Origin of the sequence: Psychromonas aquimarina ATCC BAA-1526 (assembly GCF_000428725.1) — a bacterium.
Taxonomy (GTDB): domain Bacteria; phylum Pseudomonadota; class Gammaproteobacteria; order Enterobacterales; family Psychromonadaceae; genus Psychromonas; species Psychromonas aquimarina.
Map to the genome: position 1 here is coordinate 17,728 of NZ_AUAM01000011.1, position 22,904 is coordinate 40,631.

20 protein-coding genes are annotated in these 22,904 nt (G+C 44.7%); 12 read left to right on the forward strand and 8 right to left on the reverse strand.

Annotation, left to right across the window (positions count from 1 at the left end; genetic code table 11):
- Positions 1–22: 22 nt before the first annotated feature.
- From pdhA to G337_RS0103730, 4 genes are read left to right on the forward strand one after another with little or no spacing between them, the layout of a single operon-like run.
- Positions 23–1,012 (forward strand): pyruvate dehydrogenase (acetyl-transferring) E1 component subunit alpha, encoded by a 990-nt coding sequence (gene pdhA / locus G337_RS28860; protein WP_028862676.1) that lies wholly within the window; start codon positions 23–25, stop codon positions 1,010–1,012.
- On the forward strand, positions 1,005–2,006 hold the full coding sequence (locus tag G337_RS28865) for an alpha-ketoacid dehydrogenase subunit beta (protein WP_028862677.1): 1,002 nt from the start codon (positions 1,005–1,007) through the stop codon (positions 2,004–2,006). Before pdhA ends, G337_RS28865 begins: the two co-directional genes overlap by 8 nt.
- Positions 2,006–3,235, forward strand: a complete 1,230-nt coding sequence (locus G337_RS0103725) for a 2-oxo acid dehydrogenase subunit E2 (RefSeq protein WP_051302935.1) — start codon at positions 2,006–2,008, stop codon at positions 3,233–3,235. Before G337_RS28865 ends, G337_RS0103725 begins: the two co-directional genes overlap by 1 nt.
- Positions 3,217–3,462 carry an acyl carrier protein gene (locus G337_RS0103730; protein ID WP_028862679.1) on the forward strand — a complete coding sequence of 82 codons (246 nt, stop codon included), beginning with the start codon at positions 3,217–3,219 and terminating at the stop codon, positions 3,460–3,462. Before G337_RS0103725 ends, G337_RS0103730 begins: the two co-directional genes overlap by 19 nt.
- Before the next feature lie 43 nt (positions 3,463–3,505).
- Here G337_RS0103730 and fghA read toward each other — a convergent pair whose 3' ends face one another.
- Positions 3,506–4,381, reverse strand: coding sequence for an S-formylglutathione hydrolase (gene fghA, locus G337_RS0103735; protein ID WP_028862680.1), 876 nt, complete (start codon positions 4,379–4,381; stop codon positions 3,506–3,508).
- Positions 4,382–4,448: 67 nt separating this feature from the next.
- A complete protein-coding gene (locus G337_RS0103740; protein ID WP_028862681.1) occupies positions 4,449–5,579 on the reverse strand; it encodes an S-(hydroxymethyl)glutathione dehydrogenase/class III alcohol dehydrogenase in 1,131 nt (376 codons plus the stop codon).
- A 141-nt stretch (positions 5,580–5,720) separates the two neighbouring features.
- Here G337_RS0103740 and G337_RS0103745 point away from each other — a divergent pair, with 141 nt between their 5' ends.
- From G337_RS0103745 to torD, 5 genes are all read left to right on the forward strand, one after another.
- Entirely contained in the window at positions 5,721–6,590 is an 870-nt protein-coding gene (locus tag G337_RS0103745; protein ID WP_028862682.1) for a LysR substrate-binding domain-containing protein, read from the forward strand.
- 632 nt (positions 6,591–7,222) lie between these two features.
- A complete protein-coding gene (gene torE, locus G337_RS0103750; RefSeq protein WP_028862683.1) occupies positions 7,223–7,396 on the forward strand; it encodes a trimethylamine N-oxide reductase system protein TorE in 174 nt (57 codons plus the stop codon).
- A gap of 60 nt (positions 7,397–7,456) precedes the next feature.
- Positions 7,457–8,635, forward strand: coding sequence for a pentaheme c-type cytochrome TorC (gene torC, locus G337_RS0103755; RefSeq protein WP_425414423.1), 1,179 nt, complete (start codon positions 7,457–7,459; stop codon positions 8,633–8,635).
- Between the two features lie 13 nt (positions 8,636–8,648).
- Complete coding sequence (gene torA, locus G337_RS0103760) at positions 8,649–11,114, forward strand: trimethylamine-N-oxide reductase TorA (protein WP_028862685.1); 2,466 nt, start codon at positions 8,649–8,651, stop codon at positions 11,112–11,114.
- Between the two features lie 82 nt (positions 11,115–11,196).
- Positions 11,197–11,826: a molecular chaperone TorD gene (gene torD / locus G337_RS0103765; RefSeq protein WP_028862686.1), complete on the forward strand. Its 630-nt coding sequence runs from the start codon at positions 11,197–11,199 to the stop codon at positions 11,824–11,826.
- A 68-nt stretch (positions 11,827–11,894) separates the two neighbouring features.
- Here torD and G337_RS0103770 read toward each other — a convergent pair whose 3' ends face one another.
- Complete coding sequence (locus G337_RS0103770) at positions 11,895–13,358, reverse strand: SEL1-like repeat protein (protein WP_028862687.1); 1,464 nt, start codon at positions 13,356–13,358, stop codon at positions 11,895–11,897.
- A 99-nt stretch (positions 13,359–13,457) separates the two neighbouring features.
- Positions 13,458–14,333, reverse strand: coding sequence for a LysR family transcriptional regulator (locus tag G337_RS0103775; RefSeq protein WP_028862688.1), 876 nt, complete (start codon positions 14,331–14,333; stop codon positions 13,458–13,460).
- Between the two features lie 95 nt (positions 14,334–14,428).
- Between G337_RS0103775 and G337_RS0103780 the strand changes: the two genes are divergently transcribed.
- Both G337_RS0103780 and G337_RS0103785 read left to right on the forward strand, forming a co-directional pair.
- Positions 14,429–14,869, forward strand: coding sequence for a PACE efflux transporter (locus G337_RS0103780; protein ID WP_028862689.1), 441 nt, complete (start codon positions 14,429–14,431; stop codon positions 14,867–14,869).
- Between the two features lie 135 nt (positions 14,870–15,004).
- A complete protein-coding gene (locus G337_RS0103785; protein ID WP_028862690.1) occupies positions 15,005–16,072 on the forward strand; it encodes an FUSC family protein in 1,068 nt (355 codons plus the stop codon).
- Between the two features lie 74 nt (positions 16,073–16,146).
- On the opposite strand, the gene G337_RS0103790 is transcribed toward G337_RS0103785, so the two are convergent.
- From G337_RS0103790 to G337_RS0103800, 3 genes are all read right to left on the reverse strand, one after another.
- A complete protein-coding gene (locus G337_RS0103790; protein ID WP_028862691.1) occupies positions 16,147–16,674 on the reverse strand; it encodes a protein disulfide oxidoreductase in 528 nt (175 codons plus the stop codon).
- Positions 16,674–18,866 (reverse strand): protein-disulfide reductase DsbD family protein, encoded by a 2,193-nt coding sequence (locus G337_RS0103795; protein WP_028862692.1) that lies wholly within the window; start codon positions 18,864–18,866, stop codon positions 16,674–16,676. The genes G337_RS0103790 and G337_RS0103795 overlap by 1 nt, the downstream gene beginning before the upstream one ends.
- Before the next feature lie 147 nt (positions 18,867–19,013).
- Positions 19,014–19,373 carry a hypothetical protein gene (locus G337_RS0103800; protein WP_028862693.1) on the reverse strand — a complete coding sequence of 120 codons (360 nt, stop codon included), beginning with the start codon at positions 19,371–19,373 and terminating at the stop codon, positions 19,014–19,016.
- A gap of 470 nt (positions 19,374–19,843) precedes the next feature.
- On the opposite strand from G337_RS0103800, the gene G337_RS0103805 reads away from it, so the two are divergent.
- Complete coding sequence (locus G337_RS0103805; protein ID WP_028862694.1) at positions 19,844–21,616, forward strand: putative bifunctional diguanylate cyclase/phosphodiesterase; 1,773 nt, start codon at positions 19,844–19,846, stop codon at positions 21,614–21,616.
- Between the two features lie 7 nt (positions 21,617–21,623).
- Here G337_RS0103805 and G337_RS28125 read toward each other — a convergent pair whose 3' ends face one another.
- Positions 21,624–22,871, reverse strand: coding sequence for an ion transporter (locus G337_RS28125; protein ID WP_084605273.1), 1,248 nt, complete (start codon positions 22,869–22,871; stop codon positions 21,624–21,626).
- Positions 22,872–22,904 lie beyond the last annotated feature (33 nt).

Below are 22,904 nucleotides of genomic sequence, written 5' to 3' on the forward strand. Positions count from 1 at the left end.
ACTCTGCTTAGGAGGTTAAATCATGTCCAGTAACAAATTACATGTCAGCCGCGAACATCTGCATTTTTTACTTAAACAGATGATCCGTATACGCCGTTTTGAAGAGCGCTGCGTGACCCTGTACAGCGAAGAAAAAATACGCGGATTTCTGCACCTGTATAACGGTGAGGAGGCGATCTCTGTAGGCGTAATGCAGGCATTAAATTCTCAAGATGCGGTATTAGCCACTTATCGGGAACATGGCCATGCCCTGGCACGCGGTGTTCCAATGAACGATATTATGGCGGAAATGTTCGGCAAACAGACAGGCTGCAGCGGCGGCCGCGGCGGATCAATGCACCTCTTTGATATCAGCCGGCGTTTCTTCGGCGGCAATGCTATTGTCGCAGGCGCACTGCCTCTGGCGGTCGGCCTGGCACTGGCCGATAAAATGCAGCAGCGTCCGGTTGTCACCTGCTGTTTTTTCGGTGAAGGCGCCGTAGCTGAAGGCGAATTTCATGAAAGCCTGAATCTTGCAAAATTATGGCAGCTGCCGATTCTATTTATCTGTGAAAATAATCGTTATGCAATGGGTAATGCCCTGGAACTCGAAGAATCTAATCAGAATATCTATTTAAAAGCGGCCAATTACGGTTTAGCGTCGCAGGTCGTTGACGGTATGAATGTAGTGGATGTGGAAGCGGCCTCGCAGCTGGCTTGTACGGCAATACGTAACGGCGCCGGTCCGCATTTTATCGAATGTCAGACCTATCGCTTTCGCGGTCATTCAATGTTTGACACACAGCTTTACCGAAGCAGCAGTGAAATCGACGAATGGAAGAAAATGGGACCTATCATACAGCTTACCCACTGGCTTAAAAGCAACCACCAGATTGAAGCAGAAGAACTGCAGGCTATGGAGCAGGCTGTTGACAGGGAGATTGATGCGGCTGTTGCTGATGCTGAAAATGCCGCTGTTGAACCGCTCGAAGGTTTATTAACACATGTCTATGCGGAGGCTCCCCATGAGTGAAATAAGTTTCAGAGATGCTTTTAAAGCCGCTATGGTTGAGGCTTTAACGGAAGATTCCCGGGTTTTTCTGATGGGTGAAGATGTCGGTCATTACGGCGGCTGCTACGCAGTATCTAAAGGCCTGCTTGATGACTTCGGCGCACAGCGGATTATCGATACGCCGCTTTCTGAATCTGGATTTGTCGGTGCCGGCATCGGCGCGGCTATCGGCGGTATGCGCCCGATTGTAGAGATTATGACAGTCAATTTCAGTCTGCTCGCTCTGGATCAGATTATCAATAACGCCGCTACTCTGCGTCATATGTCGGGCGGACAGGTATCTGTACCGCTGGTGATCCGTATGGCCTGCGGTGCCGGTAAACAGTTAGCGGCGCAGCATTCGCATAGCTTTGAAGGGTTATACGCTCATGTTCCCGGCCTTAAAGTACTTTATCCGGGTACCATAGGCGATGCACGATATATGTTAAAAATGGCGCTTGCCGATCCGGATCCGGTAATTATATTTGAACATGTAATGCTTTATAACCAAACCGGGACTTTGCCTGAAACAGATAATATCGCCCCCATGGAAAAAGCGGTGATCCGTAAAACCGGTACGGATCTCAGCATTATCACCTGGGGAGGATGCTTATATAAAGCCATGCAGGCGGCCGAGCAGCTTGAGGAGCAGGGATATAATATTGAAGTTGTAGATTTACGCTGTTTACGCCCCTTAGACAGAGACACGATTATTGATTCAGTACGCCGTACTCATAAAGCATTAATCGTCGATGAATCATGGAAAAGTGTCGGTATGTCGGCAGAAATAAGCGCCACGCTGGCGGAGCAGGCTCTGTGGTATTTAGATGCCCCGGTTCGTCGAATATGCGGCATCGAGGTACCCACTCCCTATGCGGATCATTTAGAAAAAGCCAGCCTGCCTCAAGTTCCCCAAATCGTAGAGGCGGCCGTGCAGATGCTGCAAAGCACTATCCCGACACCGGAGGTTAAGTGATGAGTGACAGTGTGCATGATTTAAACATGCCCTCCTTTGGAGCTGATATGGCGCAGGGCACCTTGGTGCAGTGGTTAGTAAAACAAGGTGACAGTATAAAACGAGGCTCGGTGATTGCAGTTATCGACACACATAAAGGGGCCATTGACCTGGATCTCTTCGAAGATGCTGTTATTGAACAACTGTTAGTGTCAGAAGGTCAGAAAGTCAAAGTCGGCACTGCGATTGCGCGGCTGCGTTCGCTTAGCGGTACTCCGCCTCAGGCAGCCGTGCCGGCTCAGTCTTCAACGGCCCCAGACACAGCACCGCTAAGTAAACAAACAGATAAGAGAGTCACAGCAGACGGCACTGATTTTATTCCTGCAACTCCGGCCGCCCGCGCTTTTGCCGCACAGCATCAGTTGACTCTGTCGAATTTAGCGACAGAAAAAGGCAATGAGGTAATCACCCTGGCAGACGCTCAAAAAGCACTCACAAAACTTCCTGACGCAGCTCCGTCACAAGCACCTGAAGCTGAAGAAAAAATTCCGCCGAAACAGAGCGGATTTGATAAACAAGCCATGCGTCTGGCTATCAGTGATACTGTAACCCGCTCCAAGCAGGAAATCCCCCATTATTACCTCAACCATCGCTTAGATATAACAGCACTGGAACAATACCTGCAGACACACAATGCCGCACAGCCCGTAGAATCACGCTTGTTACTTGCCGCGCCGCTGTTATGTGCAGCTGCCCGCACCTTAATGAACAACAAGCAGCTCAACGGCTTATATCAAGAACAGCAGTTTTTTCCCGGCGATACAGTTAACCTGGCTAATGCGATTAATTTACGCGGAGGCGGGCTGGTGATGCCGGTTATACGCGATGCTCAAAATCTCACTGCACAATCAATGATGCAGATACTTAAAGAGCAGGTAAGCCGCGCCCGGAGCGGCAGTTTACTCGTTTCAGAATTAACTCAAAGCAGCTGCACAGTAACCAGCATTGGAGAGCGCGGTGCTGAGCAGATGTCTGCGGTTATTTATCCGCCGCAGGTTGCTGTTATCGCTTTGGGTTCACCTCATAAACAGGCATTGGTGGTCAACGGCAGTATTAAGATACGAACTGTTATTATCGCCGGTCTGGCAGCGGATCACCGCGTAAGTGACGGTCATATCGGCGCGCGTTTTCTTTATCAGCTCAATCAGCAGTTACAAAAACCGGAGGAATTATGGACAGTCTCGAACTAAAAACATTAATCCTGGAAGAATTAAACAATATCGCCCCTGAAATAGAACCCCATGAAGTACCCGATGACCAGGATATGCGCGATGCCTTAGAGCTGGATTCAATGGACTTTCTTAATTTAGTAACTGCAGTATCTAAGCGCACTCAAGCCGCGATTCCCGAAGCAGACTACCCTAAGGTATTAACAGTGAACGGCATGGTAGAATATCTGCTGAATGTGCTCAATTAGCAGAAATCAGCTGATAAAGAGACTATTTATCAGCTGAACGAACTTATTGAGCCCTGCTAAGCCCTAAATTAAGCGCATGAAAGTGAAGGTGTTTCTCAATAAATGCACTGATAAAATAATAACTATGATCATAACCTTCTGCCATATTAAAAGTCAGCGGATAGTTATTTACCTCAGCAGCTTTCAATAATGTATGCGGTTTCAACTGCTCTTCTAAAAACTCATCATTTGACCCCTGCTCAACCATTGCCGGAATCTGCGCTGTTGTTTTACGCATTAATTCACTGGCATCATAAGCAGACCAGTCGTTATACTGTTTCCATGCATCGGCATCTTCTCCAAGATAAGCACTAAATGCTTTTCTTCCCCAGGCACAGTTGATCGGATTACTGATCGGACTGAATGCTGTTACCGACGAATATAATTTCGGATTACGCAGTGCAATCACCAAAGCACCATGCCCGCCCATTGAATGACCGCTGATCACCCGCTGCGAGTTCACTGGAAAATGTGTTTCAATCAGTTTCGGCAGTTCATCAACCACATAATCATACATCTGATAATGCCTGTTCCAGGGGGCCTGGGTAGCATTAACATAAAATCCCGCACCTAAACCTAAATCATAAGCCTGTTTTTCATCATCGGGCACATTTTCACCGCGCGGGCTGGTATCCGGCGCAACAATTGCAATCCCCAGCTCAGCGGCGGCAGCCAGAGCACCGCCTTTCTGCATAAAGTTTTCATCACTGCAGGTCAGGCCGGATAACCAGTACATAACCGGCACAGGGTTTTTACTGCTTGCCTGCGGCGGCAGATAAACAGCAAAGCGCATAGCACAGTTAAGCACTGCTGACTGATGTGTATATTGTTTGTGCCAGCCGTCAAAGGCTTTGTTACAGCTGATATTTTCGATTGTCATAATTCTTTCCGGATCGACAGAAACAGACCGTCTGCTCAACAGCATGACGGCCAGTTTGTACTAGAGGTTATTTATCAAAATGGATAACAGTGCGGATACTTTCACCGCTGTGCATCAGGTCAAACGCACCGTTAATACTGTCAAGATCCATAGTATGGGTGATGAAATCACTCAGTTTGAATTCACCAGCCATATAACGTTCAACCAGCTCAGGAAGTTCAGAGCGGCCTTTAACACCGCCAAATGCGCTGCCGCGCCATACACGACCGGTTACCAGCTGAAACGGACGGGTTGAGATCTCCTGACCAGCACCGGCTACACCAATAACAACTGACTCGCCCCAGCCTTTATGACAGCACTCCAGCGCGCTGCGCATCACATCAACGTTACCGATACACTCAAATGAGTATTCAACACCGCCGTCAGTCATCTCTACAATCACATCCTGAATCGGTTTATCGTAATCTTTCGGATTGATGCAGTCAGTTGCGCCAAGCTGGCGTGCTAATTCGAATTTACTTTCATTAATATCAACACCGATAATACGATCTGCCCCGGCCATTTTTGCGCCGATAATTGCTGAAAGTCCGATACCGCCAAGACCGAAAATAGCAACGTTATCGCCCTTTTCAACTTTTGCAGTATTCAGTACTGCGCCCATACCGGTTGTCACACCGCAGCCTAACAGACAAACTTCTTCTAAGGGCGCTTCTTTGCTTACTTTAGCCAGCGATATTTCCGGCAGAACTGTGTATTCGGAGAAAGTAGAACAGCCCATATAATGGAAAATCGGCTGGCCGTTTTTATAAAAACGTGTTGTGCCGTCCGGCATCAGACCTTTACCCTGGGTTTCACGTACTGCACTGCACAGGTTAGTTTTGCCTGATTTACAGAACTTACACTCACCGCATTCAGCCGTGTAAAGCGGAATCACATGGTCGCCTACAGCAACACTAGTCACACCTTCGCCGATCTGTTCAACAATGCCACCGCCTTCGTGACCTAAGATAACTGGAAAGATTCCTTCCGGATCCTGACCAGACATAGTGAAGGCATCGGTATGACAGACACCGGAAGCGATGATTTTAACTAATACTTCACCTTTACGCGGCAGCATCACATCCACTTCTTCAATTGAAAGTGGTTGATTAGGGCCCCAGGCAATGGCGGCTTTTGATTTGATAAATTGATCAGTCATATGAACTCCAGTTAATGCTCAACACGATTTTATTAAGTTCATGCTGGTGCTTGTTTGTTTTAAGTGCTGCTATTATATTTATTTCTGAAGAGATGATAATATGGCAAAATTGCAAATTACTTTTACGAGATGGTAACAATCATGAAATGGGAAGGTATTAACGAATTTGTCGCGGTAGCTGAAACAGAAAGTTTTACCCTGGCGTCAAAAAGCCTGAAAATTTCCACCGCACAGGTCAGCCGGCAGGTTAGTGCGTTAGAAAAACGCCTGAATATAAAACTGTTTTACCGTACAACTCGTAAAGTGACTCTGACTCAGGAAGCACAGGTGTTTTACCGCCACTGCCGCGATGTATTAGACGGTTTAGAGGCGGCAGAACAGGCCGTTACTAACTTACAGAGCAGTCCGCAGGGATCCATAAAACTTTCGGCACCGGTAACCTATGGTGAACAAAAAATATTACCTTTAATTAACGATTTTGTGCAGTTATACAGCGAGATTGAAGTGATCAGTGACCTGACCAATAACCGTGTCGATTTAGTCGACGGAGGATTTGATTTAGCGATACGTCTCGGGCAGTTAAAAGATTCCAGCTTAATTGCCAAAAAATTAGCTGTTCGCTCCAACTTCGTCTGCGCTTCTCCCGAATATATTAACAAGTTTGGCGAACCGCATTCGTTATCTGAATTAAAACATCATAACTGCCTGCTGGGTACGCGGGATTACTGGCGTTTTAACGAACAAGGCAGAGAAAAAAATATCCGCGTAAAAGGTAATATCCGCTGCAACAGCGGTATCGGCCTAGTTGATGCTGCGCTGAAACATTTAGGCATTATTCAGCTGCCTGATTATTATCTGCAGCAGCACTTAGATTCAGGAAAATTAATCACCCTGCTGGATAATATGCGCGAAGCACCGGAGGGGATCTGGGCAGTTTATCCGCAAAACCGTTATCTTTCTCCCAAGATACGTCTGCTGGTTGACTATCTACGCGAACATTTACAAGAATAAGGGACTGGTTATACCAATCCGCATAATTAAATGGTCTGAAATTACGCAGGAAAAATTAATGAGAGCAAGGCGTTTGATTGAGCAATAGTTAGCTATTGGGATTGAAAACAACGAGGTTATCGTTAATTTTAACCAGTAAGACTGATCAGATATTTATGCGGAATGGTATTTATTATCTGCTCAGTGGAATTTCAACAATAAAACTCTATACTGATCAAGATAAAAATACCGACATAAGAAACTTATTTGTAGAAAGATAACTGACTCAAACCACACAAAAATAATAACCACATATTTTACATGTAAGTGATCTTTATTTGCTTAACATTTAAGTGAATACCATTCTCATTTCACTACAGAATAATAAAATGATGTTAATCAATTTCGTAAATATCAGATCATAGAAATAAACAAATAGACCTGGATCAAGTAACCTTTACACTATTACAGGCAATAACATCATAAATAAAGCACCTTTATTAAATCATTGTGAATTATTGTAAAACAATTGAACACATTAGGTTTCAAAACTACAATTCTTCACAAGAACTTCACAATTAAGTTACGACCTAAGCAACACAACTAAAAACTAAGCTAAAGTTCACCTAAATTTACAAAAAAACGGAATTGTTATGTCAGATATAAAAACTGAATCAGAAGAAACAACACGCGCGGGCGAATGGAAAACATTCTTGTTTATCACCGTCTGCTTATTTCCAATTTTAAGCGTCATGCTGGTCGGCGGTTATGGTTTTACCGTCTGGTTTTTACAGATGTTTATGATGGGCCCTCCCGGTCATGGTTAAACTCAAAAATCCTGTATTTACTTTTTCCCCTTTACCTTTTATTACAAAGGCCTAGTTATGATGAAATTAATAAAACGTTTCTGGCAGATTGTCAGTAAACCAAGTGTACATTTAAGTTTTGGACTGCTCACTATGGGGGGGTTCTTAGCTGGTATTATTTTCTGGGGTGGTTTTAATACTGCACTGGAAGCCACCAATACAGAAGAGTTCTGTATCGGATGTCATGAAATGTCTGACAATGTTTATGTTGAACTGCAGGAAACGGTGCACTGGCAGAACCGTTCCGGTGTACGCGCAACATGTCCGGACTGCCATGTTCCGCATAACTGGACAGATAAAATAGCCCGTAAAATGCAGGCGTCCAAAGAGGTGTGGAGCGCAGTATTCGGCAATATCGATACTCGTGAGAAATTCTTAGCCAAACGCGGCGAGTTAGCCCAGCATGAATGGGACCGTTTCACCGCAAATAATTCTCTAGAATGTAAAAACTGTCACAACTACAACAGCATGGATTTTTCTATCATGTCTGAACGTGCCCAGGTACAGATGAAAATGGCCGCCGAGCGCGATCAAAGCTGTATTGACTGTCATAAAGGTATTGCCCATAACCTGCCTGATAATATGGATTCAGGCGAAGGTACACTGGCAAAACTTGAAGCATTAGCAACATCGGGTTACGACAAAGGGCAAAGTTATTACAGCGTTCGTCAGCTGCCTCTGTTTACCGATAAAACCTTAACAACTGAAGCCGGACAGTTAAATGCTGCAACCAAAGTAACCGTACTAACGGTTGAAGGTGATGCTGTTCAGGTTGAAATTGACGCATGGCGTAAAACTAAAGGTTTCGGCCGGGTAATGTTCGAAGACTTTGCGATGAATATTAATGACGGCTTCTTAACTAAAGAAGTTGCACAAAGTGATGATTACATGGAAAAAGGTGAATCTAAAGTTGATGATTTAACCGGTCTTCCATGGCAGAAAGTAAGTGTTAAATTATGGATGCGTAACAGCTCATTAACAGAGTCCCGTGATACTTTATGGACCTTTGCTAAAACAACCTACGACAGCAGCTGCAGTGTTTGTCACACTCAGCCGGCAGAAAATCATTTTGACACCAATACGTGGCCGGGCATGTTCAACGGTATGTTATCTTTCGTGAATTTAGACGGGGATACACAGGCGTTAGTGCTTAAATATCTACAAAAACATTCATCTGATTTTTCAGACGAAGCGCATTAATTAGGAGGTCACAATGTCAATTTCAAGACGTAGTTTTTTAAAAGGTTTGATGGCCACTAGTACTGCAGCATTAGTCGGCCCGGGTTTAATTCAAGCAGCGAATGCGGCGGCCTCCGATACAGCAGGTCAATGGAAAGTGACCGGTTCACACTGGGGCGCATTCCGTGCCCGTGTTTACGCCGGTAAAGTACAGGAAATAAAAGCATTTGAAGCAGATAAATACCCGACCGATATGCTTAAAGGCATTAAGGGTATTATCTACAGTCCGTCACGTATTCGTTACCCTATGGTGCGTTACGACTGGTATCTGAACCGTGAAAAGAGCGATACCACACAGCGTGGTGATAACCGCTTTATCCGTGTGACCTGGGATGAAGCAATAACCCTGTTCCATGATGAATTAGAACGCATGCAGACTCAGTACGGTCCCTGGGCAATTCATGCCGGAAGTACCGGCTGGCGCTCAACGGGTCAGGTACACTCCTGCGGTAATCATATGGCGCGCGCAATCGGCATGCACGGCTACACAGTCAATAAAGTAGGCGACTACTCTACGGGTGCGGGCCAGACGATCATGCCCTATGTTCTGGGCACAACCGAAGTTTATGCACAGGGCACCTCCTGGCCGCTGATCCTTAAAAACAGTAAAACCATTGTACTCTGGGGAACTGACTTAGCTAAAAACCTGCAGGTCGGCTGGAACTGTGAAACCCACGAGTCCTTTGAATATCTTGAACAGCTGAAAGAAAAAATAGCCAGAAAAGAGATCCGCGTGATCAGTGTGGATCCGGTTAAAAGCAAAACGCAGAACTACTTAAACTCAGAGCAGCAGTACATCAACCCGCAGACCGATGTACCCTTTATGTTAGCGATTGCGCATACACTTTATAAAGAGAATTTATACGATAAGAAGTTTATCGATACCTATGCATTAGGTTTTGAAGACTTTGTGCCCTACCTGCTGGGCACAACTAAAGATAAAATTGAAAAGACGCCGGAATGGGCTGAACAGATCTGCGGCATAAAAGCCGATGATATTCGTGAATTTGCACGTATGCTGGTCAAAGAACGTACCCAGATTATGGTCGGCTGGAGCATCCAGCGTCAGCAGCATGGTGAACAGCCGTACTGGATGGCGGCGGTACTTGCGACTATGTTAGGGCAGATAGGTTTACCCGGCGGCGGTATCAGCTACGCGCATCATTACAGCTCGGTAGGTGTTTCTTCAACGGGGGCAGCCGGTCCGGGAGCATTCCCGCGTAATCCGGATAAGCCTGAAAAACGTATTCACAAAAACAAAGACTACAAAGGTTACAGCAGCACGATTCCCGTGGCACGCTGGGTTGATGCGATTTTACAACCGGGTAAAAAGATTCAGGCAAACGGTGCGACCATTACCCTGCCGGATCTTAAGATGATGGTTTTCTCGGGCTGTAACCCGTGGCACCATCACCAGGACCGCAACAACATGAAAAAAGCTTTCCATAAGCTGGAAACGGTTGTGACGGTTGATTTCACCTGGACGGCAACCTGCCGTTTCTCGGATATCGTTCTTCCGGCTTGTACGCAGTGGGAACGTAACGATTTAGATCTTTACGGTTCATACAGCGGGCGCGGTATTATCGCAATGCACAAACTGGTTGATCCTTTATTCCAGTCGAAAACTGACTTTGAAATATTTACCCTGCTGGCACGCAAACTCGGCCAGGAGAAAGACTACACTCAGGGTAAGAGTGAGATGCAGTGGGTAAAAGAGCTGTATGACGGCTGTGTGGAAGCTAATAAAGCCAGTTTCCCTATGCCTGATTTTGAGACATTCTGGAAAGAGGGGTTTGTTGATTTCGGTAAAGGCAAAGACTGGACACGTCAGGCGGCTTTCCGCGAAGATCCGGAAATCAATTCATTAGGAACTCCGTCCGGTTTTATCGAAATATTCAGCCGTAAAATAGACCGTTACGGATACAAAGAGTGTCAGGGTCATCCGATGTGGTTTGAAAAAACTGAGCGTTCACACGGCGGTCCAGGATCGGATAAGCACCCTATCTGGCTGCAGTCTTGTCACCCGAACAAACGCCTGCACTCACAAATGTGTGATTCAGAACAGTTCCGTGCGACTTATGCCGTTAAAGGCCGAGAGCCGATTTACCTTAACCCGCAGGATGCAAAATCACGCGGTATTAAAGATGGTGATATAGTGCGTGTATTTAATGATCGCGGCCAGTTATTAGCAGGTGCTGTTGTATCCGATAACTACCCTGCCGGTGTTGCCCGTATTGAAGAAGGGGCATGGTACGGCCCGGTTGATGAGAAGATAGGTTCATTAGATACCTACGGCGATCCGAACACACTGACTTTGGATCTGGCAACTTCTGAGCTGTCACAGGCAACCAGTGCCAATACCTGTCAGGTTCAATATGAAAAATTTGTCGGTAAAGCACCAGCGGTAACTGCATTCGGCGGTCCGAAAGAGATAAGCTAAATACAACTGCACAACAAAATCAGGTATTCGCGGCGTCAGCTGCGGATACCTGTGTGCAGGTATCAAGAAAGTGAGCAGGAAAATGACAGAAACAACAGTATCTGAAATAAATGAAACACGTGCGAGCCTCTACTGGTGGTTCGCAACCTTACTCACCAAAGAGTTAGATAAAGAGCAGCTTGCTATGTATTTCTGCGGTGAAGGGGTAACCCTGTTAGATCAGCTTGAACAGGAGCCTGACTTTACTGCTTCTGTACAGAAAATAAAATCAGCGTTAACCACTATTTTAGCTATGAATAAACCGGAGCTGGAATTAGCGGCTGACTTCAGCCAGATTTTTTTAACCGATACAAAAGCGGGTGCACCGCCCTATGCATCTGTTTACCTGTCTAAGTCAGGGCAGCTGTTTGAACAGCCTCATCAGGATATGATTGATCTGTTCAAAGCACAAGGGTTAACGGTTGATCCCGAGTTTAACGAGCCGGCGGATCATATTGCCGTCCAGCTTGATTATCTAGGCAACCTGATTATTCAGGATGTTAACGGTGTCAGTGAAGCGCAGATCAACTTTATCGAAGTGCATATTCTCTCCTGGCTAGAGCAGTTTGTAAAAGCTGCCGATAAGGTTAACAACTCCGGTTTTTATCAGGGAGTTTGTCAGCTGCTGCAGGCTTATATCAAGCAGGATATCGTCGCGATTATGCCCGATTAACAAATTTAAGCCCTGTCAATCATTACACTGTGACTGGGCTTATTTGTAAAATATTCAATAACCCATATCTATTTCCCGGCAGCTTCATTTTTATATTTTTCTATAATATCAAACAGCGGATCGCCGCTGCGGTTAGCTGACGATTTTGCCTGATAATAGACAGCAGACCATTCAGATTCAGAGAGAGCTTGTGATGCGGACAAAGGCGCTAAGCTTTTCTCAAAAATACTTTTTAAGAGCGCCTGATACTCAGTTTTATGCTCACTAAGCGGCTGCTCGCGCGTATTTATCATAGTATTAATACGCAGCAGATGGGCAAAGAAAGGGGTCAAACGCTTCAGTTCATGAATACTTAACTTATCTGCTGCCGTTATTTCCTGTGCATTACGCACTAAACCAATCACCTCCCCCTGCTCTTCCTGATAATTCAGCAGCGCTAAATGGAGCATAGCCTGTGCAGACTTTTCAGCGGCCTTATGCAGCCAGAGTACCTCTTCAGTCAACTGGTATTTAATATACAAAGCATTAGCGTTACCTTTTGTTACCGCCTGCTCAACAAGCTCCAGCGCCGGCTTATAACCTTTAGAAGCGGCCTGTGCAATTAGCTGATCCGTATCCGGCCCGCTGCTGTCAACAAGCTCAGGATTCGCATGATAAAGCAGTGCCAGCGCATACATAGCGTCAGCTAAATGCCAGGGGGCAGCAATCGCCTTGTGCAGATAGTTTTCTGCCTGCTGCGGTTTCCCGGTATTGGTAAGATATTCAGCAATTGCCGTATTTGCCTGCGGATCACCAAAATCCGCAACATATTGTAAGTTTGTAATAAACTGTCCGGCCTGCTCAGCTGTGGATATATTCTCAGCCTGTTTGTAGATGGCGCCTATTTTTTTAACCACCTGTATGGTGCTTTTATTTATATTCTGCTTAAACAGCAGAGCATCGGGATCATAATCACCGCTGCCGAAAACACTGAAAGCTAAACTGACATGATTACTAAGCTGATAAAAACGTACTGTTTTTGTATAAGCAAAAGCTTTACCAGACCGCCCTATCGAGTCACGCTCCAGCACCATCACTGTTCTGCCGTCAGCGGTTTTACGGCTGCAGTCAATGTCATAGGGCTCACGGTTAGTTTTACACCATGCGCTTACCTGCTTTTCATTCTGAGGCAGATGTTTATGCTCCAGGCTAAGCCAGACGACCGAATAAGCTTCTTTCTTTTTAAGCAGGCCGATAATATCAACGGGCATAAATACAGTATCGGTGCTGCTTTCCACTACGCTGAAAAGCTCTCTGAACTCAAGAAACTGCGCCTTGCTTATTTTCTTTTTTTTAAATAAAGACAACGCCTGAGCGTAAATAGACTGTGCACTTTCCTGATCTAATTTTATCCAGCGCTCCGGCAGTTCCAGCTCAAAACCCAGCTCACTGTCCACAACGGCCGCTCTACTAACCGCACAGTTCAGTGACAGCATTAACAGGGTAAATATCAAGATGATAAAGCTTTTAAGCTGAGCAGTAATATAATCCATCAACGGCTTCCATTATGTAAATTTATCTAAGCTCCAATTATCTATCTAACAGGCCTTATTCAGATTGATTTGAAACAAATCCGGCACAAACGTTTTTTATCAGAAGGCCTGCTTTAATAATTTAATTAATCCCTGCAGAGCCGGGCCCTGCTGAGAACGCCTGCTGACAATATAATCAATGGTATTCATCCAGCCGTAGGGCTCGTAAGTCACATCCAGCAGGATGACTTTACCCTGCGCCAAAGAGTCTAAAGCAAGATCTTCAGGCAGCATAGTCCAGCCTATGCCCTGCTCTGCTAATTCAAGCAGCAGATGATGATTACTGGCGTACCAGATCTGCGTACTGATAGCGTGGCTGAACCATAACTCTTTGCCGTGATAAGTACGTAAAACCAGCTGCCGGTAAGCACGTAAAATCTGATCATTAATTTCCTGCAGACCGGCAAGCGGGTGCGAAGCGCCCGCTACAGTAATAAACTTGTTATAACCAAGCGTTCCAAAATCAACATCATCGGGAATTTCCCCTTTGCTGTAAATCAGGCCGATATGCACATCACCGTTACGTACGTATTCTTCAATATCGTAGGTTGAAGCGGTTACCACTTCCAGATTGGTCATGGGAAACTGCTCGGCAAATTTTTTTATTTTGCTGAAAATAGGCCCGTAGGAAAGGCTTTCTTCTATTCCAATAATTAATTCGTGTTCCTGCTGCTGTGATAATGCTGCTACTTTCTGATCAAACTGGCGCTGCTGCTGCAGTAGAGATTTCGCAACGGGTAATAGCGCCTTACCGTCATCACTTAAGGTCGGTGTATTACTGCCTCGGTCAAACAATTGTTTATCAAGAGAAATTTCAAGATTAGAGATGGACTGACTGATACCGGACTGAGCTCTTTTAAGCTTACGCGCAGTCGCGGAAAAGGATCCGTTTTCAGAAACGGCAACAAATATTTTTAACTGTTCAAGACTATACATATCACGACCTGTGATGGCTTCTAACTTTCTCTCATCTTAGTTTAAAGCCACAATAGTTCCAACATTTAGTTACAAAGGTTACCAGGAGAAAATTTATGTCAGCACGCGAACGTCTATTACATATGCTTTTATTTGAAGTCATTGCATTATCTTTAACAATTATCGGTTTAATTATATTTTCAGATATCGCACTTTATTCGGCATTAAAAACTATGATCGTCATATCGTTAATAGCGATGGTGTGGAATTATCTTTTCAACCTGGCTTTTGACCAGATTTATCGCGGTGCCCGTGAAAAAAGAAGTTTAAAATTACGGGTTTTGTATGTTTTAGTTTTTGAATCCGGGCTGGTAATTTTAACCACTCCGGTGATGGCTTATATTTTACAGATCAGTCTGATGGAAGCATTTATTCTGGATATAGGCATCACCCTGTTTATTATGCTTTACACTCTGGTATTTAATTACTGTTACGATCATCTGCGTCTTAAAGTTATTAATTCTAGAGAAACACAGTCACCGCTTTCACAGGCGTAAACAACAAGACAAGTCAGTCTCCTGAGTAAATTCGGGAGACTACTGATAATCAAAGCCGAAAAATAAGCTATTCTTTATTGGTTTTCTGTATAAAAAAGAATATTCTCATTTTTTTAATTAGATTAAGTCTGCATAATGCTGCTGTCAGATCGTTTTGTAATTCGCCACCAGCGAATGCTTCATGCTTTACGGGTTGTTATCGCCTGCGCGATTGCACTTGTTGTGATTCGAGTTTTCGAATTCCCGCACTCCAGCTGGGCACTGATCACTATTATTGTGGTGATGGGGCCGGTTTCATATTTAGGTTCAGTTTTAACTAAAGCCAATCAGCGCTTAAGCGGCACGATTATCGGCGCACTTCTTGGTTTAGCCGTCTACCTGCTGCCTGGCGGCTACGTTGTTCTGCACGATTTAATTCTTCTGCTGATCTTAGCTGTAGCTATGTATGCAGTCGTGGGGAAATACTCCTATGCGGCTGTCTTAGTAGCACTCACTCTATTTTTAGTTGCCGGGCCCGGCGGGGCTGACAATATTGTGGTTGCAGAATGGCGGGCAATTAATGTTATCTGGGCAACATTATTAACCATCCTGTGCAGCCGCCTGTTTTTCCCCTCACGGGCATTAGTCCACTTTCAGCTCCTGGTAACAGAGTTTTTACTGCTCAGCAGCGATTATTACCTTCTGCATAACAAAGGTTTAAACAGCGATGACGGCGCGGCTGACTACAATCTGAAACTGCTCAGCACCAATTTAGATAAACAGCGCTCATTAACGGCACATATATATAAAGAGTGGAAAGGCGATGAGCAGGATATTACCGATATCATTTTTTTAGAGCGCCGTATTTTAAGTGTATTAGAAACGCTGATTAACCGGCAGTGGCGCAGCCAGAATGCTTTTCAAAAGATAAAAACTAATTCAGATTTAATGCAGGGAGCATCAGATCTGTTTGAACATATGAACCAGATCAGCCTGCAGGTTGATCTAGGCGATGTGCAGCAGATATTAGCCGACGATATCAGCCTGTTCACAATCACCAGTGAAACGGTTAGTGCCGTTGACAGCAGCTGCCATCTGAGCAATATTAATTTCTTTGGGTATTTATGGCTGAATCATGAATTAGCCCGGCATGTCTGCGCAGCCTCCTTCAGCCTGAGTAAAGTTTTTAATCGAGAACATTTTCGAAAGAATAAAGAAGAATAAGCACTATAACTTATCACTATGATAAAAAGCAGCGCCGCAAGAGCGCTGCTTTTATGCTTCACGCCAGGCGTAATCTAAGCCAGCTTAAGACGCATCCACATGCCCATAGGAGATGTAAAGCCGCTTGTTACTGACTTTATTTCACCTTTATCGATAATAAAAATAGTCGGCGTTACAGAGATCCCCCAAGCCTGACTTATCTGCCCTTTCGGATCGTTAATCGTGCTGAAATCATATTCTTTTGCCTGCTGGTATTTATTCACCCGCTCTGCCTCTCCGGAAGTTAAAGCCACTGTCAGAACCTGATAATCATCCGAGAAGAAATCCACTGAAGGAGAAACATAACTGCACACCGGACACCAGGTCGCCCAGAAATAAAGCAGTACAGGTTTATCCTGACTCATAGCACCTAAATCAATCTGCTCTCCCTGCACAGAAACAGCAGTTAATGCGGGAGCCTGTCCAGAGGCCATGGAGCCGCTGCGCCAGAAATCGACAGCCCAGCTGATAAGAGTCAACAAAAGCACTAAAACAAGCGCTTCTTTCAGCCAGCCCCGCCAGCCTTTATGTTTTTCTACAAGATCAGAAATCTGCTTTGTCATTATTGAGCTCCTCTAGCCTGCTGAATAGCGCTAAGCACTTCATCGGTAGTCAAAATAGTGGCTAAGGGTACTCCCTGCGGTGCGCCGGGACCGTAAACAATATTAAAAGGTACACCAAAGCGGCCGTAGGACTGCAGATAAGCGGTGACATCTTGAGAGGGGACAGTCCAGTCTCCTTTCATGGTCATTACTTGTTCATCCTGAAGCGCACTATAAACAGGCTCCTGCAGCAGTACGCCGATTTTATTGGCTTTACAGGTAATGCACCAGTCTGCAGTGACATCAACAAAAACGATATTTCCCTGCTTAACCTGCTGCTCTATCAGATTTGTATCTAACTTTGTCCAGTCCAGCTGAGCCATAGGCTGTACCCATTTACTGGTTGTTAAACTGGCAATGACCATGCCGGAGACACTGGCGACTAACAAGCTGGCTAAAACAGTGATTAATATTTTTTTACCGCGTTTTCTGGCAATTAAAACTAATAAGAGAACTGTTAAAGTAAGGCCGGTTAACAGGGTAATACCAGTACCGATAAAAACGGTTAATAAACTTAGCAGCCAGTAACTGGTAATTAAAATCATCAGCGCAAATACCGTTTTAACAGTGCCCATCCATTTTCCGGGTTTAGGCAGACGTAAGGCTATTGCCGGAAACAGCGCAATTAATATCCACGGAAATGCCATACCCAGCCCGAGTGCGCTGAATATAGTCAGCAGCTCCAGGTTAGATGCACCTAATGCAAACGCAACAGCGGTACCTAGAAACGGTGCACTGCAGGGCGTTGCTAACAGGGTTGCAAACATGCCCTGTAAATAATGACCGAGATAAGAGTGACCGCCTTTAGTCGCTAGCCAGGTCTGCATGCTGCTTGGCAGCTGAATTTCAAATAACCCCAGCATATTAGCCGCAAATAAAGCGGTGATCACCACCATCACGGTAATAAAATAAGGACTTTGGAACTGAATACCCCAGCCTAATGCCTGTCCGGAAAATTTAAGGATCAGCAAAAAGCCGGCTAATAACCAGAATGAAGTTAAAATGCCGGCAGCTGATGCAAAGAACTGTCTGCGGATCTGGCGGCGTTTTATACCATGTGCTGATAGAACCGAACTTAACTTCATGCCTAATACCGGTAAAACACAGGGCATAATATTTAAAATCAAACCGCCTAACAGGGCAATTAAAAACATAGTAATAATACTGCTCGACTCGAAAGCAATAACCTGTCGAGAAGGTGTAGTACTTAACTCTACCGCTAAGTCTTTATCAACCACGGTAATATTGACAGCACGATCCGCTAAATCTACCGGACCTGTCCAGCTTGAAGCTGTGATGCGGGCCGTTAACTGCTTATCGGAAATTTTTATATCCGGGGCAGAATAACTGACTTCGGCCAGCTCGGAATCCTGTGAGTCAATAAACAGATCTGGAGATAACCAGCCGCTTTGATTGTCAATCTGTACCATCAGAGCCTGGCTTTCAGCGTCCCAGTAAGAACGGTAAGCAGAAACTGTTGAGCTGGTTTTTTTGTCTTTTATCGCCTGCTGATCAAGTTTCATCGGCACCGCACCGATGCCTTGATTGAAAGCAAAAAAAGCATCGTTATCGATATGCAGATCTGCGGCGTCGAAGTTTAATTCAACATCATAATCAGTCAGCACACAAATATTGGTACATGACGACATAGTCATAATACCTTTTAAGCGAACAGGCTCTGAGAAATCCTGCACCTGCACAGTAATAGGAAAATTAATCTCATGCTTGTAACCTAATGTTTCAACACCTAATACCGGATAACGCTTGGGTGCCGGCCAGACCCAGCTGACATCAGATACATTCTCTGACTGTGAAAAATCAAAACTAGGTGCGACACCTCCCTCACCCGGGGAACGCCAGTAGGTTTTCCAGTCACCCTCAAGCTTAACCTGCAGTACCGCATTAACAGTTTTTAATGACGGATCACTTTGTCCGGTCAGCTGCATCTGTACAGAAACCGGAGGATGATTAGGATTAACTAACCAGCCGGTTGATGTCTGGTTGAGCGGCGAAAAACCAGCTGAAACACTGCTGAATTCAGCTGGAGCAATATTACTTAGCTCAGGAACACTGCCGAATTTAACGGCGGCATGAGTGAGCAATGACACACTCAGTAGAAAAGTAAAAAAAATAGAACGAAATAATGAATTCAATTGGAAATCTCCAAGTAATAATAAAATGCAGTCAGCAAAACTTAACCGCTGACTTGGGCCTGTTTATCCTTGTTCTTTGCTCCTGCTGGAGGCAATTTTCAAAAATAAACAGGCACTAATAAAGAGCCGGAATTTGCACAAAAAATTTCATTCACGAAAAACACAAAAAACAAGATGCCGCCGCAGCGGAGGTGCGCGAGGTGCAGTAAAAGGAACAAATTGAACCGCATAGGAGCTGAAACAGACCACCAGCAGCAGAGTTAACAGCAAAGTAAAGAGCGCTGCATCTAAGCTGGCGGCAAACCACTGCAGCAGATGCACAGCCGAGTCACATTCATCCAGTGTAAGCACAGGCAGCTCCTGCTGTGCTTGTTGAGAGGCATTTATTGAACAGGATGTTACAAAACCAGCGCGCTGGCTGAGACAAAATGTCATGATCATTACAACCAGCAGCATAGTCCAGCGTGCATACTTTTGTTTTTTCGTCTGACTACTTATAAGAACCATAAACTCATCGAGGTGTTAAATTTGTGTAACAATTATCCACTATACCCGTTATCATTCAAGATGCAAAAATCAGCAAGTCGTGAGGTGAATAATTTCTAGGCGTGAAGGTGAAGATCTAACTGGTTAAATCGAAACTTCACAACAACGAAAGTGTTTGCCTCACGGCTTGCCCTGTGGGGCGCTAGCTAGAAAACCAATACAGCGTTGCAGTATTCGATAAGGACTAGCCATTGTCATCATGCTGCGCCTTGTCTTGGTGTCCGAGCTAGCGCCTGATAAATGCATTTTGATTGGTAACGGGTATATGAGTTCATTAATCTAAAAAAGTTCATCAAACAGCAGAACTGCTTTCAGTTCTGCATTTAAATGAAACAGGAGCTTCACACTACCGGCACATTTCGCTACCAGAAAAGACTAATCCCCCTTATTATAAAAAATACGCCGTCACCTTAAGACTCAGGGCCCTTAATATGCCGCCGCTTCACATCAGTATTAGTATTACTGTTTTTTTATTAGTCGCTTTATCTATCACTGCTTTTCATTTAATAAACATGAAACGAAAGTATCGAGATCTCAGGCAGACCCACCGCCATCTTCACTCTCTGATAAGCCATATTCCGGATCTAATCTGGCTTAAAGATAAACAGTCACGCTTTTTATTAGTCAATAAACAATTTTCCAGAGCATTTTCTATACCTGAACAACAGATTTTAGGCAAAACTGACTTTGATATCTGTGACGACCAAACGCAGGCAATGGCTTATTATGAGGATGATCTGAAAACCCTGAGAGAAAAACAGATGGTCCGTACCGAGGAGCTGATAACAGGCTCCGACGGCTGCGCGGCCTGGTCTGAAACCATCAAGGTACCGATTTTTGATGAACACAATCAGGTCGTCGGCACCGCAGGAATAGCCAGAGATATCAGTAAACGCAAAAAAGCCGAACGACAGATGCTCTACCTTGCCTACCACGACGACTTAACCGACCTGCCTAATCGAATCTCTTTTACCCGCCAGATAAGCAAAGCGCTGCAGCAGCCGGAGTCTCATGTAGCAGTAATTCTGCTCGGCCTGAACCATTTTAAAACCCTCAATGACAGCTTAGGCCATGCATGCGGCGATCAGGTACTTATTGAAATCTCCAGGCGCTTAAAAACATTAATTGACGAGCATACTATTGTCGCCCGCTACAGCGGTGATGAATTTATTATATCGCATCAGTATTACAAGCAGGATAACTCTCTAGAAAGGTTACAAACCTTACTGCTGCAGCAGTTTGAAAGCCCGGTAATTCTTGAAGAACTAAATTATAACCTCAGCGCCAGCTTCGGGATTGCAGTCGCTCCCGATGACGGCCACAGTTGTGAAACACTGTTAAAAAATGCAGACCTGGCCATGTATCAAAGCAAAATAAATAAACATAAACATTGTGTTTATTTTGTACAGGAATTTGCCGATCAGCTGCTGTATAAAATGAAACTGGGCAATCAGCTCCATCAGGCAATGAAAAACCAGGAGTTCAGTCTGGTTTATCAGCCGAAAATGAATTCAAAAACAAATACCTTAGTTGGACTAGAATCCCTTCTGCGCTGGAAAACAGCTGATCATAGCTGGATTTCTCCTGCTGACTTTATTCCTGTAGCAGAGCAGAATGGTTTTATTATTGAGCTGGGAGGCTGGATAATTAAAAGCGTACTGCGTCAGATCCGCATATGGCTGGATCAAGGTTTACAGGTACCTCCAGTATCAATTAACGTATCAGCTGTGCAGCTCAAGCAGCCGCATTTTACTGATTACCTGTTTCAGCAGCTGCAGCGCTACCAGATCCCCGGTGATTTATTAGAGATAGAACTCACCGAAGGCGTACTTATGGAAAATATAGAAGAAACCATCGAACTGCTTAATAAAATGCGCCGCAGAGCTATCCGGATCAGTATTGATGACTTCGGTACAGGTTATTCAAGCTTGTCTTATCTGCCGCAGCTGCCGATCGACACCTTAAAAATAGACAGGACATTTATTACCAACCTGCACCTTAACTCAGATAATCAGAAAATTGTAAAAACAATTGTTCATCTCGCCGCCAACTTTAATTTATCGGTTATAGCAGAAGGAGTTGAAACAAAAGAGGAACTGGAAGAGACAATAAACTGCCAGATAGACCATATTCAGGGGTACTTTTATTCACGTCCGTTAACGACGGCTGAATTAGAGGAAAAATATTTAACACCGCGGCCATAAAAGAAACTTAAGCTGATTCAGGCTTTTCTGTTAACGGAGCCTTAGCAGCAACAACAATAAATCTTGCTCCCTGGCCGCCCGCCTGAATAAAATGGCTTTCTCCAGCTAGTATCAGGTGGGTATCTCCCGGGTTTATTGTCTGCTTAGTAATTTCCCCATTATTACCAATAAGTTCAATAAACAACTGCCCCTGGAGCAGATAATAGATCTCTTCCGTATCCAGATGCGCATGTAAACCAACACTGGCATTAGGCTCTAAACTGGAATCCATAAACAGTTCAATACTGCTCTGCAGCAGCTGTTCCTGTTTATCCGGCTGCTCGTTATACAGCCACCTGCCGATTAACTTACCAGCCCCCTGCCGTCCCGATGATGCCTGTGGATTATTATGAGCCGGCTCATAGAGTACATTTGCAATGCCCTCTTTTATCTTAAAGCGCCGCCAGTTTTCATCTGCCTGAGCTTTATAAACCGGGAAGTTACCATGATGGAATTCCTCTTCTGTTAAAACAGCTGCATGTTCACCATCAGGTTTCGCCTGCTCGAGAGGCTCCTGTAAACGTGTCTGTGACAATGCCGTCGCAATTAACCCCGTTGGTACCGCCACTATTCCGAGCCCGACCAGCAGAACAAAGAAAGTAAAAATTTTACCGCCCATAGTAACCGGGAACATATCACCGTAACCAACCGTGGTCAGCGTAGTCAGCGCCCACCATAAGCTGTGGAATATCGACTTAAACAACTCCGGCTGCTGTTTATGTTCAAAATAATAAATCCCCACAGCAGACAGATAAAACATAATCAGTGCAACAAAAGCAAACAGCAGCAGCTCCTCTTTTACCAGTATAAATGCGCGGTACAACCGGTTTAACGCTTTACTGTATTTAAACAGCTTTAAAATACGCAGCAGCCTTAACAAACGTACAATCCGCACTGAACGCAGATCCACACCGGGAATGAAATAGAAGGGGACAATAGCAGCCAGATCCACCATGCCGTAAAAACTAAAAATATAAGATGATTTTTTATCGGCGGCATAAATACGTAAAGCATATTCAAGCGTAAAAATAAGCACGGTAATTATTTCAATGCGCTTTAAAACAACAAGCGTTGTCTGCGATAAATCCGGCAGAGTATCCATTGAGAAGGTCACTAAAGAAACCAGGATTAACCCTTGAATAACAAAAGCAAAAATTCTGCCGTAACGGGAATCTGTATCGTGCAGTAAAGAGCTGAGAAATGCTTTATGAGACAAGTTAAACTCCTTTTATTATCACCCTGAAGAATA

Coding starts and splice junctions, on each gene's coding strand:
- pdhA (WP_028862676.1), top strand. CDS start 23: ATGTCCAGTAACAAATTACATGTCAGCCGCGAACATCTGCATTTTTTA.
- torD (WP_028862686.1), top strand. CDS start 11,197: ATGACAGAAACAACAGTATCTGAAATAAATGAAACACGTGCGAGCCTC.
- G337_RS0103785 (WP_028862690.1), top strand. CDS start 15,005: ATGCTGCTGTCAGATCGTTTTGTAATTCGCCACCAGCGAATGCTTCAT.
- torC (WP_425414423.1), top strand. CDS start 7,457: ATGAAATTAATAAAACGTTTCTGGCAGATTGTCAGTAAACCAAGTGTA.
- G337_RS0103775 (WP_028862688.1), bottom strand. CDS start 14,333: ATGTATAGTCTTGAACAGTTAAAAATATTTGTTGCCGTTTCTGAAAAC.
- G337_RS0103770 (WP_028862687.1), bottom strand. CDS start 13,358: ATGGATTATATTACTGCTCAGCTTAAAAGCTTTATCATCTTGATATTT.
- G337_RS0103800 (WP_028862693.1), bottom strand. CDS start 19,373: ATGGTTCTTATAAGTAGTCAGACGAAAAAACAAAAGTATGCACGCTGG.
- torA (WP_028862685.1), top strand. CDS start 8,649: ATGTCAATTTCAAGACGTAGTTTTTTAAAAGGTTTGATGGCCACTAGT.
- torE (WP_028862683.1), top strand. CDS start 7,223: ATGTCAGATATAAAAACTGAATCAGAAGAAACAACACGCGCGGGCGAA.
- G337_RS0103740 (WP_028862681.1), bottom strand. CDS start 5,579: ATGACTGATCAATTTATCAAATCAAAAGCCGCCATTGCCTGGGGCCCT.
- G337_RS0103805 (WP_028862694.1), top strand. CDS start 19,844: ATGCCGCCGCTTCACATCAGTATTAGTATTACTGTTTTTTTATTAGTC.
- G337_RS28865 (WP_028862677.1), top strand. CDS start 1,005: ATGAGTGAAATAAGTTTCAGAGATGCTTTTAAAGCCGCTATGGTTGAG.
- G337_RS0103730 (WP_028862679.1), top strand. CDS start 3,217: ATGGACAGTCTCGAACTAAAAACATTAATCCTGGAAGAATTAAACAAT.
- G337_RS0103745 (WP_028862682.1), top strand. CDS start 5,721: ATGAAATGGGAAGGTATTAACGAATTTGTCGCGGTAGCTGAAACAGAA.
- G337_RS0103790 (WP_028862691.1), bottom strand. CDS start 16,674: ATGACAAAGCAGATTTCTGATCTTGTAGAAAAACATAAAGGCTGGCGG.
- G337_RS0103725 (WP_051302935.1), top strand. CDS start 2,006: ATGAGTGACAGTGTGCATGATTTAAACATGCCCTCCTTTGGAGCTGAT.
- G337_RS0103780 (WP_028862689.1), top strand. CDS start 14,429: ATGTCAGCACGCGAACGTCTATTACATATGCTTTTATTTGAAGTCATT.
- fghA (WP_028862680.1), bottom strand. CDS start 4,381: ATGACAATCGAAAATATCAGCTGTAACAAAGCCTTTGACGGCTGGCAC.